General features: G+C 67.1%; 15 protein-coding genes and 1 pseudogene. 7 read left to right on the forward strand and 9 right to left on the reverse strand.

Annotated features, from left to right (window positions below):
• Nucleotides 1-26: 26 nt before the first annotated feature.
• From AC5RV1_RS03850 to AC5RV1_RS03875, 6 genes are read right to left on the reverse strand one after another with little or no spacing between them, the layout of a single operon-like run.
• Nucleotides 27-1,016 (reverse strand): aldo/keto reductase, encoded by a 990-nt coding sequence (locus AC5RV1_RS03850; RefSeq protein WP_493993596.1) that lies wholly within the window; start codon nt 1,014-1,016, stop codon nt 27-29.
• Between the two features lie 36 nt (nt 1,017-1,052).
• Entirely contained in the window at nt 1,053-1,883 is an 831-nt protein-coding gene (locus AC5RV1_RS03855) for an ATP-binding cassette domain-containing protein (protein ID WP_493993597.1), read from the reverse strand.
• Nucleotides 1,876-2,820, reverse strand: coding sequence for an ABC transporter ATP-binding protein (locus AC5RV1_RS03860; RefSeq protein WP_493993598.1), 945 nt, complete (start codon nt 2,818-2,820; stop codon nt 1,876-1,878). The genes AC5RV1_RS03855 and AC5RV1_RS03860 overlap by 8 nt, the downstream gene beginning before the upstream one ends.
• A gap of 1 nt (nt 2,821) precedes the next feature.
• A complete protein-coding gene (locus AC5RV1_RS03865) occupies nt 2,822-3,745 on the reverse strand; it encodes an ABC transporter permease (protein WP_493993599.1) in 924 nt (307 codons plus the stop codon).
• The gene (locus AC5RV1_RS03870; RefSeq protein WP_493993600.1) at nt 3,742-4,677 is read right to left on the reverse strand and encodes an ABC transporter permease; all 936 of its coding nucleotides are present in this window, start codon (nt 4,675-4,677) and stop codon (nt 3,742-3,744) included. The genes AC5RV1_RS03865 and AC5RV1_RS03870 overlap by 4 nt, the downstream gene beginning before the upstream one ends.
• Nucleotides 4,678-4,680: 3 nt before the next feature.
• The gene (locus tag AC5RV1_RS03875) at nt 4,681-6,255 is read right to left on the reverse strand and encodes an ABC transporter substrate-binding protein (RefSeq protein ID WP_493993601.1); all 1,575 of its coding nucleotides are present in this window, start codon (nt 6,253-6,255) and stop codon (nt 4,681-4,683) included.
• A gap of 180 nt (nt 6,256-6,435) precedes the next feature.
• Between AC5RV1_RS03875 and pdxA the strand changes: the two genes are divergently transcribed.
• The 3 genes from pdxA (at nt 6,436) to AC5RV1_RS03890 (ending at nt 10,332) form a co-directional block, all read left to right on the forward strand.
• Nucleotides 6,436-8,817, forward strand: a complete 2,382-nt coding sequence (gene pdxA, locus AC5RV1_RS03880; protein WP_493993602.1) for a 4-hydroxythreonine-4-phosphate dehydrogenase PdxA — start codon at nt 6,436-6,438, stop codon at nt 8,815-8,817.
• 70 nt (nt 8,818-8,887) lie between these two features.
• Nucleotides 8,888-9,661 carry a DeoR/GlpR family DNA-binding transcription regulator gene (locus AC5RV1_RS03885; RefSeq protein ID WP_493993603.1) on the forward strand — a complete coding sequence of 258 codons (774 nt, stop codon included), beginning with the start codon at nt 8,888-8,890 and terminating at the stop codon, nt 9,659-9,661.
• Between the two features lie 95 nt (nt 9,662-9,756).
• On the forward strand, nt 9,757-10,332 hold the full coding sequence (locus tag AC5RV1_RS03890; protein WP_493993604.1) for an HNH endonuclease: 576 nt from the start codon (nt 9,757-9,759) through the stop codon (nt 10,330-10,332).
• A 52-nt stretch (nt 10,333-10,384) separates the two neighbouring features.
• Here AC5RV1_RS03890 and AC5RV1_RS03895 read toward each other — a convergent pair whose 3' ends face one another.
• Nucleotides 10,385-10,762, reverse strand: coding sequence for a VOC family protein (locus AC5RV1_RS03895; RefSeq protein ID WP_493993605.1), 378 nt, complete (start codon nt 10,760-10,762; stop codon nt 10,385-10,387).
• Between the two features lie 112 nt (nt 10,763-10,874).
• Here AC5RV1_RS03895 and AC5RV1_RS03900 point away from each other — a divergent pair, with 112 nt between their 5' ends.
• From AC5RV1_RS03900 to AC5RV1_RS03910, 3 genes are all read left to right on the forward strand, one after another.
• Nucleotides 10,875-11,657, forward strand: a complete 783-nt coding sequence (locus AC5RV1_RS03900; RefSeq protein WP_493993606.1) for a GntR family transcriptional regulator — start codon at nt 10,875-10,877, stop codon at nt 11,655-11,657.
• 94 nt (nt 11,658-11,751) lie between these two features.
• Entirely contained in the window at nt 11,752-12,252 is a 501-nt protein-coding gene (locus AC5RV1_RS03905; RefSeq protein WP_493993607.1) for a HEAT repeat domain-containing protein, read from the forward strand.
• Between the two features lie 92 nt (nt 12,253-12,344).
• Nucleotides 12,345-12,908, forward strand: coding sequence for a mycothiol transferase (locus AC5RV1_RS03910; protein ID WP_493993608.1), 564 nt, complete (start codon nt 12,345-12,347; stop codon nt 12,906-12,908).
• A gap of 146 nt (nt 12,909-13,054) precedes the next feature.
• Here AC5RV1_RS03910 and AC5RV1_RS03915 read toward each other — a convergent pair whose 3' ends face one another.
• Nucleotides 13,055-14,056, reverse strand: coding sequence for a nucleoside hydrolase (locus AC5RV1_RS03915; RefSeq protein ID WP_493993609.1), 1,002 nt, complete (start codon nt 14,054-14,056; stop codon nt 13,055-13,057).
• 25 nt (nt 14,057-14,081) lie between these two features.
• Entirely contained in the window at nt 14,082-15,524 is a 1,443-nt protein-coding gene (locus AC5RV1_RS03920) for an MFS transporter (RefSeq protein WP_493993610.1), read from the reverse strand.
• Between the two features lie 142 nt (nt 15,525-15,666).
• Here AC5RV1_RS03920 and AC5RV1_RS03925 point away from each other — a divergent pair.
• Nucleotides 15,667-15,808: pseudogene (locus AC5RV1_RS03925) on the forward strand (ribokinase); the annotation flags it as partial.

The raw sequence follows: 15,808 nt of genomic DNA on the forward strand, positions 1-15,808 counted from the left end.
AGTCGGTTCAGTCGGTCAGGAGAGTGTCAGCGGTTGTAGGCGGGCATCGGTCCGCGCAGTGAGGTGCCCACGGCGTCGCAGGCTTCCACGACGTCGGCCGGCAGCGGCCCGTTGGCCACGGCGGCGATGTTGGCGCGGAGCTGTTCCACCTTGGACCCGCCCAGCAGCAGGGAGCCCACGCCCTCGCGGTAGGCCAGCCAGCGGAGGGACAGCTCGGCCAGCGAAACCCCGGCGCCGTCGGCGAGGCGGGACAGCTCCCCGATCGCGTCGAACAGCTGCTTGTCCCAGTAGCGCTGCGTGTACATGGCGGCGAGCTTTGAGTCACCGTAGCGGCCCTCGGTGGGCTTGGCGTCGAAACTGTGCTTGCCGGTGAGCAGCCCGCCGCCCAGCGGGTTGTAGACCATGGTGTGCACGTTGTGGGTGGAAGCGAACTCCAGGTACTCCTCCTCCAGCCGGCGGGCCACCAGGTTGTACAGCTGCTGTGCGACGACGGGCCGCGGCGCCCCCACTTCGCGCGCCGTGTGGATGACGTCGGCGATCTGCCAAGCGGCGAAGTTGGACACGCCCAGCGCGCCGATCTTCCCCTCGGCAACCAGGTCACGAACCGTGGACAGGGTGTCAGAAAGCGGCGTGGAACGGTCCGGCTGGTGCAGGTAGAACAGGTCGATGCTGTCCGTTCCCAGCCTGCGAAGACTCCCCTCCACGCTGGCGCGCAGCCCGGACGGCGAGAGCGGCGTATTGGAGCCGTGGTCCGCGTGCGGCATGCCGGCCTTGGAAGCCAGGATGACGCCGTCGCGCTTTCCCTTCAAAAGCCGCGCAAGCATCTCCTCGGTCACACCTCCCACGTAGGCGTTGGCGGTGTCGATGGTGGTGATGCCGGCGTCGAGCGCTTCCTCCAGCATCCGGCCGGCGGTGGCCTCGTCGACGGTGTCGCCGAACGTCATGGTTCCCAGGACCAGCCGGGAGATGGGAAGTTTCAGGCCGTCCACCTGGGCGCCTTCGGGCTGCGTGCTCATGCGTTGATTCCTCGTGGTTGCGTAATTCAATACGGACTAAGCCTGGTTGGCGAGCGCCAGGGACCGGACCAGATGGCGCGGCTTCAGGCCCGTCATGGTGGAGGGGTCCAGTGCCGCGCGACGGAGTTTGCGGGTGTAGTCCTCCTTGGGGGCGGTCAGGACGGACGCGGTGGTGCCGTGTTCCACCAGCTTGCCTTTCTGCATCACCATGACGCTATCGCTGATCTCCTGCACCACGCCGAGGTTGTGCGAGATGAACACGTAGGTGATGCCGGTTTCGTCCTGGATGGACTTCAGCAGTCGCAGCACCTGTGCCTGCACGGATACGTCCAACGCGCTGGTGGCCTCATCGCAGACCAGCAGTTCGGGCTTGGAGGCGAGCGCCCGGGCGATCCCGATGCGCTGGCGCTGCCCGCCGGAGAACTCCCCCGGGTGCTTCTCCAGGGACCGGACGGGCAGGCCCACCTGGTCAATCAGCTTGGCGGCGGCCTTGTGGCGTTCGGCCTTGGACCGGACGCCCTGCAGCTTCAGCGGCTCGGCCACGATCTCCTGCGCGGTCATGTGCGGGTCCAGCGAGCCGTACGGGTCCTGGAACACCATCTGGAACTTGGAGCGCATCGGCCGCAACTTGGCCTCGCTCATGGACGCGATGTCCGTGCCGTCCAGGTCAATCCGCCCGCTGGTGGGGGTCACCAGCCGCATGAGTGCCTTGGCAATTGTGGACTTGCCACAGCCGGATTCACCCACGACGGCGATCGTCTTGCCTTTGTCCACGGAGAAGGACACGTCCTCAACGGCCCGGAAGGTCCCGCCCGTCACGTGGTAATCCACCACCAGGTTTTCGACGGCGAGGAACGGCTTACTCATGGGTTGCTCCGGTCTGGGTCAGGGCTGGGTCAGTGGTGGTGGAGGAGCCGCCCGTGGCGGAGGATCCGGCGGCGTGCGCAGCGTGGCGGCCGGAAGCAGGGGCGGGCGTTTCGTCCCACGGCCCCAGCACCGGCACGGCGGCCAGCAGGTCCCGCGTGTACTGGGTGGCGGGGTGGTCCACGATCTGCTGGACCTCGCCGGACTCCACAAACGAGCCGTCCTTCATCACGTGGATGCGGTCCGAGATCAGCCGCGCCACGCCGAGATCGTGCGTGATCATCAGGATGCCGATGCCGCGCTGTTCCTGGAGTTCCAGCAGCAGGTCCAGGATGCCGCCCTGCACGGTGACGTCCAGGGCCGACGTCGGCTCATCCGCCACCAGCAGCTGCGGTTCGGAAGCCAGCGCGATGGCGATGAGCACACGCTGCAGCATGCCGCCGGAGAGCTGGTGCGGGTACTTCTTCAGCTGCTTCTCCGGGGTGGGGATGTGCACCTGCTCCAGGAGCCGGATGGCACGGGCCTGCAGGGCGCCCTTGTCCTTGGCGGAGGCGGCGCCGGCAATCCGGATGGCCTCGAAGAGCTGGTTTCCGATCGAGTGGACCGGGCTCAGCGCCGTCATGGGGTCCTGCGGGATCAGGGCGAGGGTCTTGCCGCGCACCTTGTTGATGGCCTTGGGATCAGCGCTGATGTCGACGCCGTCAATCTTCACGGTGCCGGACAGTACCGCCAGGTCCTCGGGCAGCAGGCGGAGGATGCCCATCGCCGTCGTGGACTTGCCGGAGCCGGACTCACCGATGATGGTGACCGTCTCGCCCCGGTGGATGCTGAAGCTGACGGAATCCACGGCGCGGATGATGCCGGCGTCGGTGATCAGTTCCACCTGGAAGTCGCGGACCTCGAGGAGCGGCTGCTCCGTGAAAGAGGTAGCAGTAGTCATGTCAGGCACCCTTCTTCTTGCGGCGGGGACGGTCGCGGAGGCCGTCGCCCAGCAGGTTGACGCCCACCACCATGAGCACGATCACCAGGCCGGGCAGGGTGACCATCCACCAGGAGGTGGTGATGTAGTCCTGGCCGTCTGAGATGATGCGGCCCCAGGTGGCGAAGGGGCGCTGCGGGCCGGCACCCAGGAAGGACAAAGCGGACTCGAGCAGCACGGCCTGGGCCAGCAGCAGCAGGACCACCAGGGTTGCCTGCTTGATCACGTTGGGGATGATGTGCTGGATCAGGATCTGGATCCGGTGCAGGCCCAGGATCCGGGCGGCGGAGACGTACGGCTTTTCGCGTTCCACCAGCACCATGGAGCGGGTGAGGCGGGCAACTTCGGGCCATTGGGCGATGGCGATCACGAAGGTGATCACCGGGATGGAGGGGCCGAACAGGGCCACCACCAGCAGCAGCATCATCAGCAGCGGCAGGGACATCTGCGCTTCGAGGACACGGGAGACGATGGTGTCCACCCAGCCGCCAAAGTAGCCGGCGGCCGCGCCGAGGATGATGCCGATGGCGCCGGAGACCAGCACGGCCAGCAGGCCGATGGTCAGTGACACCTGGCCGCCGTGCAGTACGCGGGAGAGGAGGTCGCGGCCCAGTTGGTCGGTGCCGAACAGGTGCCCGTCAGTGAGCGGCGGCAGGCGCCGGGCGCCGAGGTCCTGGAAGTTGGCGTCCGGCAGCGGAAGCACCTGGGCCAGGATGATCGGGATGATCACCAGCAGGGTGCAGATGGTGCCCACGATGAGCTTCCACTTGGCGGCATTACGACGGCGGGTGGCGCCTGCCCTGGCGATGTCCGCCTTGGTGACGGCGCTGGGGCTGGGTTGCCGGGCCGGTTGCGCTGCGGTAGGTGTTGCCGTGTCGAGGCTCATGCTGTGGCCGCCTTTCCAAGACGAACGCGGGGATCAAGAAGCGGGTAGGCGAGGTCGATGAGCAGCTGGACGCCTACCGCGAGCAGCGCGGTGAGGAGGACCGTGGCCTGGATGAGGGGGTAGTCGCGGGTCTCGAGCGCCCGGACAATCAGGGAGCCGACGCCGGGCCAGGCGAACACCACCTCGACGACGACCACACCGTTGAGCATCGCGGCGAACCGGGTGCCGAGGGCGGTGAAGACGGGGATGGCGGAGTTGCCCATGGCGTAGCGCCAGGTGAGCACGGAGTTCTTAACGCCGCGGGAGCGTGCCACCGTGAGGAACGGAGCGGCGAAGTTGGCCGTCATTTCCCGCCGGACCATGCGGGAGATCAGGGCGATCTGCAGGATGGCGATGGTGATGGTGGGAAGGACCAGTCCGCCCCAGGTGGCGAAGCCGGAGGCCGGGAAAATGGGGATCAGCACGGCGAAGCCGGTGAGGAGCATGATGCCGGTCCAGAAGTCGGGCATGGACTGCCCGGCGATGGTCAGCACGTTCACGCCGAGTTCCTTGCCGGTGTCCGGGCGGCGGGACATCCACACACCCAGCGGGATGGCGACGACGGCGGTCAACAGGATCGCGGCGGTGGCGAGGGTCAGCGTGTAGGGCATCCGCTCGGCCACCACCTGCATGGCCGGGGCCTGGAAGGAGTAGGACTGGCCCAGGTTGCCGGTGAACAGCTGCTGCAGGAAGATCCAGTACTGCTCCAGCACCGGCCGGTCCAGGCCGAACTGCTCCCGCACCGCGGCGAGCTGTTCGTTGCTGGCCAGCGGGCCGGCGTAGGAAACGGCGGGATCACCCGGGGCCATGCGGATGAGGATGAAGACGGTGGACACAGTGAGGAACACGGTCAGCAGGCCCTGTCCCAGGCGCTTCAGGATGTAGTTCGTCATGGCTTAGGCCTCCAGCCGGACATCAACGAGGGGATAGGAGTTGGTGGGTGCCAGGCTGATCCCGGACACCCGCTCCCGGTGGGCGAGGACGGACTTGGGGACGAACGCCCAGGCGCAAGGCCAGGTGTCCCACACGGCCTGCTGCGCGTCGTTCAGCAGTTCTGTCCTGCGGGCCGGGTCCGCTTCGGCGGAGGCGGCCTGAATCTTGGCGGTGACCTCGGGGATCACGTAGCCCTGGTAGGTATCGCGGGTGGCTTCCTTTTCCGGGGTGCCGGAGTACATGCCCTGCAGCATGGTGATGGCCAGGCCGGTGGGGCTGGGGTAGCCGTTGCCCAGGAGGTCCCAGTCGCCCTGCTTGCCCTGGCGCCAGGCCAGGATGTTGCCGCCGGGTTCGAACTGCTGCAGCTCGGCCTTGACGCCGATCTTGCCGAACATCTCCACCAGGGCCTCCATCACGGAGGTGTCGGAGGCGAACTCGCCGGTTTCCCAGATGATCTTCAGGGTGAGGTCCTTGACGCCGAGCTCGGCGAGGGTGGCCTTGGCCTTCTCGGGATCGTAAACGTACTCGCCGGTCTTGTAGTAGCCGGTCAGGCTGGAGGGTGTGACGCCCTCGGCCTGGGTGACGGAGTCCACCAGCACGTCCCGCACCAGCGCCTCGCCGTCGATCGCCATGCTCAATGCCTGGCGGACGCGGGGATCGGCCAGAGGATGACCGGCGGGCTTGCGGAAGTTGAAGAAGATCTGGTTCAGGCGGAGGCTGGACGCTTCCTGGAGTTCGACGCCGGGAAGTCCGGCGAGCTGTTCCCGGGAGTCGGGCGTGATGGAGTCGATGACATCCACCTCGCCGCTGCGCAGGGCGATGACGCGGCTGGATTCCTCGGGGAGGAACCGGACTTCCACGTTGTCCACCTGCGGCGCCGGGCCCCAGTAGTTCTTGTTGCGTTCCAAGCTGTAGGTGCCGGCACCGCGGTTGAACTTAGTGACCACGTACGGGCCGGTGCCCAGGCCTTCCTGCAGTTCCTCCGGCTTGTTCTGCGCGGCCGGGGTTATCAGGATCATGCTCATGAGCGAGTCCAGGATGGGGACGGGCTTCTTGGAGACCATCTTGAAGGTGCGGTCATCCACCGGCACCACCTCGGGGAATTCCGGGAAGAAGCCGGCCACAAAGGAGCCCTGCACCTGCTGGTACATCGTCAGGGCGGTGGAAACGTCCTCCACCTGCACGGGGCTGTTGTCCGAGTAGCGGATGCCTTCGCGGAGGGTGACTGTCCATTCGGTGGGCCCGGTCATCTCGAAGCGTTCGGCCAGGACCAGGATGGGCTTGGTTTCGGGGCCGATGGCGGTGAGGCCCTGGCGGACTGCGCGCTGGACGGTGACGGCGGCGTCGAACTGGTTGAGCTTGTTGTCCAGGCTGACCAGGGAGCGGTTGAGGGCCAGGGTCAGGGTGCTGGGACCCGGCAGGCCGGTGGGGCCAGCACAGCCGGCAAGGCCGCCGGTGCCCAGCAGAAAACCGGCCGCGGCGCCGAACTGCAGCAGGCGGCGGCGGGAAATCTCACTTCCTTGAGGAAGAACGGTCATCGTTGACCTCTCGGTAGATCGGGGACGGCTGCCGGCCGGATGGCTGCGCCGAATGTTGTGTCCATCACTTTGCCACTCCTGCGCAAATTGCGCAACCCCTCTAGCGTGATTCGCGCAACCATGTCATGATGAATGCATCCCGCCACAGCGCGGGCCCCAGCCGACGACGAGAGGAGCAACGTGGCTTCCGTATTTGTGCAGGCCGACGATTTCTCCGGCGCCGCCGAGGTTGGCTCCTGCTTTGTCCAGCACGGACTGAGTGCGCAGGTCCTGCTGGGCACCCACAGTGTTCCGGAAACGCACGACGGCGACGCCTCCTTCCCGGAGCCTGTCGCCGACGTTGTGGTCACCGATACGCACTCCCGTGGGCTTGCCGAATCTGCTGCCGAGGCTCTGGTCAAGGAAACGTTTGCCGCCCCCGACGCCGCCAGTGCGCGGGTGCTGTTCAAGAAGATGGACTCCTTATGGCGCGGCAATGTGCGCGCGGAAGTTTCCGCACTGACAGGACTTGGTTTCCATGCCGTTGTTGCCGGGGCACTCCCCCAGCTGCAGCGGTCCGTAGTTGACGGCCGGCCCCTTGTTGCCGGTACTCCCCTCATGGAGACGGACCTTTGGCAGGCCGAGCTTTCGGCCCCGCCAGCGGACATTCCGTCCCTCCTCCGCCCGGAGGATCCGGCCTCGGTCCATACCCTTGACCTGACCCAGGTCCGGTCGGGCTCGCTGACCGCCACACTGTCAGCGCTACTAGACTCCGAGCAGCCCGCCTTGGTAGTGGCTGACGGTGAAACAGCCGAGGACCTGGAGTCACTGGTGGACGCCCTGCTGGAACTCGACTTTACGGCCGGCAACCGCCGCATCGCTCTCGTGGGTACCGGGGGAACAGCGGACGTCCTCGCGCAGCACTGGGCTGCACAAGTTGCGCGAAACGCGCACATTGCGGATAAAGCTGAAGCAGGCACCGCGAAACCGCAAGAAACCACAAGGCCGGTGCTCGCCGTCGTCGGCTCCGCGTCTGGAACTGCCCAGGCGCAGCTGGCCGAGCTGGAGGCCCGTGGCTTCGAAGTCATCAGGCTGCACCCGCAGTACGCCGGCGCCACTGGTGCCTACGGACCCCAGCTGCAGGAAGCAAGGGTGGCTCTGGCCGCGGGCACCGACGTGGCCGTCACCCTGGCGGCAGGAAAAGTGGACCCGGCACGCGCCGCCAGCATCGTGCAGGCCCTCTCCTCCTTCGCCGCCAAGGCAGCAGATGGACTGGAGGCAGACCTGATCCTCACTGGAGGCGAGACGGCCCGGGAAGTCCTGGACGCCGTCGGCCACCAAAGCCTGGTGCCGCTTGCAGCGGTGCAGCACGGCGCGGTGCTGAGCCGTGCCGATGACGGAACGCTGGTGGGCACCAAGCCCGGCAGCTTCGGTGATGACCTCGCCCTCCTACAGCTTTACGACGAAATCCGGGAGCGCCGCGGCCGGTCCGCGCAGGCTCCCGCCAGCACCCTTCCCAGCAAGACTTCCGAACGATCTGGAGCAGACATGACAACCGAAGCAAGCAAGACCGAGCAGAACGAACTCCCCTACGTGGCAGTGACCATGGGCGACGGCGCCGGGGTGGGGCCGGAGGTGGTGGTGGCCGCCGTGTTGGATCCGCAAAGCAACGCCGAGTGCCGGCCCGTGGTGATCGGCGACGCGCTGCGCCTGCGCCAGGCCGCGGACGTCCTGGGTATCGAGGCGGACATCCAGAGCATTGAAAACGTTGAGGACGCGGTGTTCACGCCGGGCCGGGTGAACGTGATCGACCTGGCGCTGCTGCCGGAGGACCTGCCGTGGGGCCAGCTCTCCCCCGTGGCCGGGCACGCCGCGTACGAATACATCCGGGTAGCCAGCGAGCTGGCGATGGCCGGAAAAGTGCAGGCCATCTGCACCGCGCCGCTGAACAAGGAGGCGCTGCACTCGGCCGGGCACATCTTCCCCGGACACACCGAGCTGCTGGCGCACCTGACGGGCACGGAGGAAGTGTCCATGATGCTCTCCACCCCCAAGATCCGGGTGATCCACGTGACCACGCACATCGGACTGATGGATGCCATCCGCAAGATCAATCCGGACCTGGTGGAGCGCACCATCCGCCGCGGCCACGAGGCCCTGGTCCGGGCGGGCATCCCGAACCCGAAGATCGGCGTCTGCGCCATCAACCCCCACGCCGGCGAGAACGGCCTGTTCGGCCAGGGCGAGGAAGCGGAGAAGATCGAACCGGGCGTGAAAGCTGCGCAGGCTGCCGGGATCAACGCGGTTGGCCCGCTGCCCGCGGACACGCTGTTCTTCCTGGCCGGCCGGGGCGATTACGACCTTGTGGTGGCCATGTACCACGACCAGGGGCACGGCCCGGTGAAGGTGCTGGGCATCGAGGCCGGCGTGAACATCACGGTGGGCCTGCCGGTGATCCGCACCTCCGTGGACCACGGCACCGCCTTCGACATCGCCGGCAAAGCCATCGCCGATTCCCGCTCCATGGTGGAGGCGCTGCACCAGGCCGCGGAGATGGCCACCCGGCCTGCCGTCGCCGCGTAGGCGTTGCTGCGGGGACTGGGCGGGGGCCGGAACTAGCATGGTTACCACTGCCACGGGAAGGAGACCAGGAATGCTGAGCGCAAACGCGCGGCGCGAGGAGATCTACCACCTCGCCGTGACCACCGGTCTGGCCTCCGTGGAGGAACTGTCCGCCCGGTTCGAGGTGACCGCGTCAACCATCCGGCGCGACCTGGCTTTGCTGAACGGGCAGGGCCGGCTGGCCCGCACCTACGGCGGCGCCATGGCGCTGGGCGCGCACCCGGAAGCGTCCCTGCGGCAACGCACCGGCGAGGCGTTCGAGCAGAAGCACGCCATCGCCCGCTGGGCAGCTTCCGTGATCCGGCCCGGGGAAAACGTCCTGCTCGACGCCGGCTCCACCGTGGGTGCCCTGGCCCACGAACTGCGCGGGTTTGAAAAGCTGTCCGTGACCACCCCGGGCATCAACACCATGCAGGAACTGGCCGAGTCCGAGGGCATCGAGGTGGACTGCCTCGGCGGCCGGCTGCGCAGCCTTTCGCAGAGTTTTGTGGGACCGCTGGCCGAGGCGGCGCTGGAACGGATGAGCTTCGACCGGGTGTTCCTCGGCGCCGACGCCGTCACCGCCGAAGACGGCATCTGCGAGGCGGACCACGCCCAGACCCGCCTCAAGGAGCTCATGGCCCGGCGGGGCCAGGACGTCTACGTCCTGGCGGACTCGTCCAAGCTCGGCCAGCGGCCGTTCCACGCATGGGCACGGCTGGCGCTGCCCTGGACGTTGGTAACGGACGACGGCGCCGACCCCGGGCAGGTGCACAAGTTCCGGGACACGGGGGTTGAGGTTGAGGTGGCGTCCGTAAGCGGCTGAGCCTGTGCCATGCCCAGTAGGTCCTGATAGTACGATCTCCCTAGCTTCTGACGAAGCGGCAGCTTCACAAGTGAGGACGAGTTGGGGGACAAACAATGCAGGAACTGAAGCGCATCTACTGGACACGCCTGGGCCTTCGCCTTACTTTCGCTGCCATGGTGGCGTGGCTGTTCGCCTCAGCCATCCTCGCCCTCATTCCCAAACCGAACGTGAGCACCGGTGCGCGGCCATCATCTGCGGCAGAAGTCCTGCGCGGGCTCGTCGATAGTGTCGTCGCTGCAGCTACCCTGCCGGCTGTTTTCACAGTACTCGTCGTCATCATTGCCGCAATTATTGTTGGCCGGGATGTTCGCCGCCGGGATCCGGTCCGCCGCTTCACCCGCCAGCAGCGTCGCGAGGGTATGGCCCGGGCCGGCGGACAGTGTGAGATGGAGGCAGGTTTCCGGCGGCGTTGTTCCCGCCCCGCTGAGCACGGCGACCACTTCTATCCCTGGTCCAAGGGCGGGTCCACCAGCCTGCAGAACTTTGTGGCCGCCTGCGCCAGGTGCAACCGCGCCAAGGGCGCCCGGATCCCCACACCAGGCCAGCAGGAGAGGCTCGCACGACGACGGCGGGACTACCTGCCGCCAATGTCTTCCGTCAGCGTCGGTGAACGGCAGCCCCTCCCCTGACTTCAGTCTGGCTCGGGAACTTGGCGGGGTGCGTCCGGTTGGCGGCGCCCGGTCAGGAATCAAGCCGCCTGCGCAGGAGGCAGAACTCGTTGCCCTCTGGGTCGGCGAGGACGTGCCATTGCTCGTCGCCCGTCTGCCCGACGTCGGCCGGGCGGGCCCCCAGGGCAAGCAGGCGTTCCAGCTCGGCGTCCTGGTCCCGGTCCACAGGGTTGACGTCGATGTGCAGCGGGAGGCGCCCCGGCCGCGGGTTGCTGCTCGGGCTCAGAATGATGGTTGGCTGCAGGCCGCCGAACCCGGCGTTCGGCGGGCCGATCTCGATGGCTCCGTCCTCCCTGTCCAGCTCGACATATCCGAGGACCTCGCTCCAGAACCCTGCCAGGAGTTCCGGATCGGCACAGTTGAGAACCAGTTCGCTGATACGGGAGACCATGGACCCCAGTGTACGGAGGCCTTGCCCGAACAGTCAGCAAACGCAGGCTTGTCTAACAAACCCGTCACACCGGTAGGCTGGAACTCCCAAGACCCACAAAGGGAGGCATAACGTGCACCAGGACGCCGCCCGGTTCCTGTCCCAGCCGGTGGCCGCCCAGCCCGGCTCGCCCCTCCGCGTCGCGGTGTACTCAAGGATCGCCGAAGCCATCCGCAACGGCCTCCTCACGCCCGGCTCCATGATCCCCACCGAAACCGAACTCGGCGCCGACATGAAAGTCAGCCGCACCGTGGTCCGGGAAGCCCTCATGCTGCTCGAGGAGGACGGGCTCATCAGGGCGCGGCGCGGCGTCGGGCGCTTCGTCTCGGACACGCTCCCCCGCATCGGCATCGAACGCATCCGCCCCTTCGAGGAAGTCCTCGGCAGCCCCGGGCAGCAGCTCGAGGTCAAGCGCATCCAGGTGGTGCGCCAGCCCGCGTCCGAGTTCGCCGCCCCCGGCGTCGGCGTCGAACCGGGCACCGACTGCTGGCTCTGGGAATCCGTGCTGATCCGCGACGGCGAGGCAATCGCCCACCTGCAGGAAAACATCTCCGCCCAGCCCGTCAGCCTCGGCAAAAGCGCGGCCGCGCCCCTTGACGTAAAGGACGACGGCGGCGCCACCTTGCTTGCCGCGCTCAACAACCAGGTGGGCCGGCTGCCCGGGCCGGGCGAGTGCCAGATCAGCCTCAGCCAGGTGGGCCCCAGCCGCGCGAAACTGCTGGACCTGCGCCCGTCCGATCCCGTCCTGGTCCTCACCCAGTACGTTCGATACGGCAACCAGCCCTTCTACCTGGCCAAGTGCCTGATCGCCGCCAGGGCCGGGCACCTCTCCGTGATGCAGTCGTTGCAGTCTTAGGGCGTGTTCGGCTTGGTCCCTGCTGTGGTGTTTCTCCGGCTGACCTCAGTGGCGCCCGTATAGGTCAGCTCCGCGGCATTCCTATAATCAGGGAATGAGGCCTCATCCGCAGGTATTGATTGAGCGCGCGGTGCAAGAGTACGGGGAGGCCGAAGTCATTGACTGGGCGGCGTCGCTGCTTTCCGGACAGGTCGTTCAGGAGCACCTTGATATCGGCCTGCTTGGCGGATCGACGGGTTGGGCGCCGTACTGGAGCAGGGTGTGGGGTGCGAGAGCCTTCCTTTATGTGTGGAACGAATCAGCAGCCCCATCTGTCATTGGCGGTCTCAGTGATGAGCACTGGCGAGTCCGGGAGATGTGCGCCAAAGTCTGCCGCCACCGGGAGCTGACACAGGGATCGGCCGCACTGGTCGAACTGGCCACAGATGAGAACGAGCGCGTGCGATTGTCAGCGCTGCGGGCTATCGGCGACATTTGTGAGGCGGATTCGGCGGGCCCCCTGCTAGCCAAGCAATTTCCGCATCACCGCGAAGCGGCTGTTGCGGAAGCTGCACTGCGCCGCATGGAGCAGAGGCTGGATCGGCGGCTGCATTGACTCTGCCCTCGGCGAGCGTGCAAGACTGCTCCTGGCAGCTGCGGGCAGCACTGTCATCTTTGTGAATACTCCTAAATCCAGAGGAGGCACCGTTGAACGACGAAACGGGCCAAAGCGACCAGATCAACCCTGAGCCGCCTGCGGCTGGTGACGAAACGGCTACGCTACTGGGGTTTTTGGAGCGACAGAGGTCCACCTTTGCGTGGAAAACCGGTGGGCTTGATCAGGTCGGTTTGCGGGCGACCCTGGCCCCCTCGTTGATGACTCTGGGCGGCCTGCTTAAGCACTTGGCCCGTTTCGAGGACGACATGTCTACGGAATGGTTGCATGGCCGGAGGCAACTGCCGCCGTGGAACGCCGTGGACTGGGATGCCGATCCTGACTGGGATTGGAACTCGGCCGGCGAGGATTCTCCCGAAGAGCTTTATGCAAGGTGGCGCGACGCAGTGGTCCGCTCCCGTGCCCTATTCGCGGAGGCGCTTGCAGACGGTGGTCCGGGCCGTCAGGGCACAGTTGCTTCCAACCCCGACGTCGAGCTTCCGAGTCTGCGCTACATCCTGCTCAACATGATTGAGGAATACGCACGGCACAACGGCCATGCCGACCTCCTCCGGGAGTCGGTAGACGGCCTCGTGGGACAAGACCCGCCAACGTGAAGCCATGCTCCCCCAGCAGCCATGCAACGGCCTTTCGTACGCCTTCTGGCACAGACCGTCCCCGGAGTTTTTGTCCAGCTATGCCGACTTGAACCGTCCGGAACCCTGCATAGCTGGACAAAAACTCTTAGTGGGTGGGCCGGGCGTTAGGCGGCCGACCCGGCTGAGGCGAGCGCCGCCGTCGTACGCTGCTCGAAGCCAAGCAGCGTCTCCACCAGGTGCGGCACGAAGTCCTCCTCGAGCGAGAGCACCACACGGCACCGCGCCCCCGCCACCGGAGGGTAGCCCGCGTACAGCCCCCGGAGGTCGCAGATGGTCTGCCCGCGGCCCGGCCCGTCAGAGGTGTCGACGGCGGCGCGCACCACGGGCGCAACAGCGGCCTTCACAGCGCCGACAGCGAGCGCCGCCGCCAAGGGATCGTGCATGGCGGAGCACGGCCGGCCGTAGATGTCCTCGTAGAACCGGAAGTAGTAGCCGAGCATCTCCCCCAGCACCTGCGCCACCGGCGACGAGGACGCCAGCAGCGACTGCCGGTGCGGCTCCTCCAAAACGGACGTCATGGTCACGTCCAGCGGCACCAGGGTCACGTCCCAGTCGGCGGCCAGCACCAAGGCGGCGGCCTCGGGGTCGTTGAAGATGTTGGCCTCGGCCACCGGGGTGATGTTCCCGGGAGCCAGCGCCGCCCCGCCCATCACCGTCACCGACTCCACCAAAGATGGCAGGGAAGGCTCCAGCCGGAGCGCCTCGGCGATGTTGGTCAGCGGCCCGATCGCCAGCACGCGCAACGAACCCGGGTACATACGCGCCAACCGGACCAGCATCTCAGCCGCGGACTCCTCAGCAACGGAAGCAGCCGCCGTCGTCAGCGTTACCTCCCCGATCCCGTTCTCCCCGTGCACCCACGGCGCCCCGCCGCCGAAGGAACCGGCAATAGGGTCGTGCGCACCAAGGGCCACCGGCACATCTTCGAATCCGGCAAGCGCCAGCAGGTCAAGGGTGTTTCGGGCGCCGGCGGCGGCACGGACGTTGCCGCTGACGGTCCCAATGCCCTTCACGTCGGCGGATGGGGCGGCCAGCAGGTAGGCCAGAGCGAGGGCGTCGTCGATGCCGGTGTCGCAGTCCAGGTAGAACGGGGCGGGCGTGGTCATGGTGGTTCTCCTACGGTAAAAGGGGTTAGACGGTCTCGCCCTTGGGGGCGGCGACGAAGAGGCTGACGGTGAACGCGGCGGCGGTGATGGCCACCGAGATCCAGAGGGCGGTGGCGTACCCGGCTGACGTGGCCTGGGCGGCGAACGGCGCCACGAGGACGACGCCGAGGCTCGCCCCGATGCCGAACGAGGCACCGTTGATGCCGGGCAGGGCGGCCGGGGCTTCCTTGGGTGAGAGGAGCACCGAGAGCCCGTTGATGGCGGTGAGGAAGAAGCCGTTGTAGAAGATGCCCAGGGCCGCGACGGCGATCAGCACCGCCGCCTGGTTGTCCGAGAACGTGGCGGTGGCGATGGCGCAGGCCAGACTGAGCCCCGTGCCAAACCGGAGGGTCTTGATCCAGCCGCGGCGGTCGGCTAGCCATCCCGCTAAAGGCGCGGCAAACACGCCGATCAAAGCGGCGGGGGTGAGGAACAGCAGCGCCGAGATGGAGGCGGTGAGCCCGAAGCCGCCGTCGGGGTCCTGGCTGAGCAGCACAACGGTGAAGTTGATGATGGCGAAGATGCCGGCCAGGGTGAGGACGGTGGTGGCGATGACCGGCCACACCTGGCGGGAGCGCAGGTGGTGGACGGCGATCAGCGGGTGGCTGCGGCGTTTCTCGATCAGCCAGAAGGCGGCGAAGGACGCGACGGTGCCGGCCAGCAGCGCGAGCGTGCTCGGTGCAAGCCAGCCAGCGGCCGAGCCGCCGGAGACAAAGTAGGTGGTGAACACCAGGAACAGCGAGAGGGACCCGGCGCCCCACCAGTCCATGGCGCCGCGCACGCCCTGCGGCCGTCCGGCCGGGACGATTTTGAAGATGCAGCCGGCGGCGATGGCGGTGAGGACAAGCACGACGACGAAGATGGACCGGAAGCCGAGCGTCTCGGCCATGAGCCCGCCCACGTAGCCGTCCACGCCGCCCACTCCCCCGTTGATGGCGGCGATGATGCCCACGGACGTGCCGAAGACTTTGGCGTGCAGGTTTTCGCTGAGCACGATGTAGGCGAGAGCGAAGACGGCGCTGGAGACGCCCTGCAGGAAGCGGCCGGTGACCAGCAGCGGCAGGGTGGGGGCGGTGATGCAGAGGATGGTGCCGGCGCCCATGATCCCGAGGACCAGGAGCAGCGCGGCGCGGCGGCCGATGAAGTCGCTCCACCGGCCGATCACGGGCCCGGCGATGGCGCCGGCGAGGAAGAACATGGACTGGACGGGGGCGGCGCTGTCCGCACCCTGGGCGAACTCGGCGGCGATCTGCGGCAGTGCAGGGGTGACCATGCTGGCGTTGAGCTGGAAGGACAGCACGCCCAGCAGCAGGGTGGAGATCAGCAGGGCGGCCCGGCGGCCGGCGAATTTGGCTTGGTCTTCGGGAAGGACGACGGCGGAGGCGGCTTCTGCGGGAGGCGCGGCGGCCGCCGGGGTTGGGGTGTTCACATCAAACTCCTTTGTTCTGCAGGCGGGTCCTGCGTTTGAGATGTGAGTTGTTATACAACCATGTATGACTGACAAGTACAACTATGGTCTACACTAATTCTCAATCCGGCCGCTTCCGGCCCCTCCCCCGTTAGGACTTCCCATGAGCACTCAACCTCCTGCCGTCACCGTTGTCGGCAGCATCAACCTGGACCTGATCGCCACCGCCGCGCGGCTGCCCACCGCGGGCGAAACCATCGGCGGCGCGGTTCTCTCCGAGCAGCCCGGAGGCAAGGGCGCCAATC

This window comes from Arthrobacter sp. Hb9-2, from assembly GCF_059091165.1.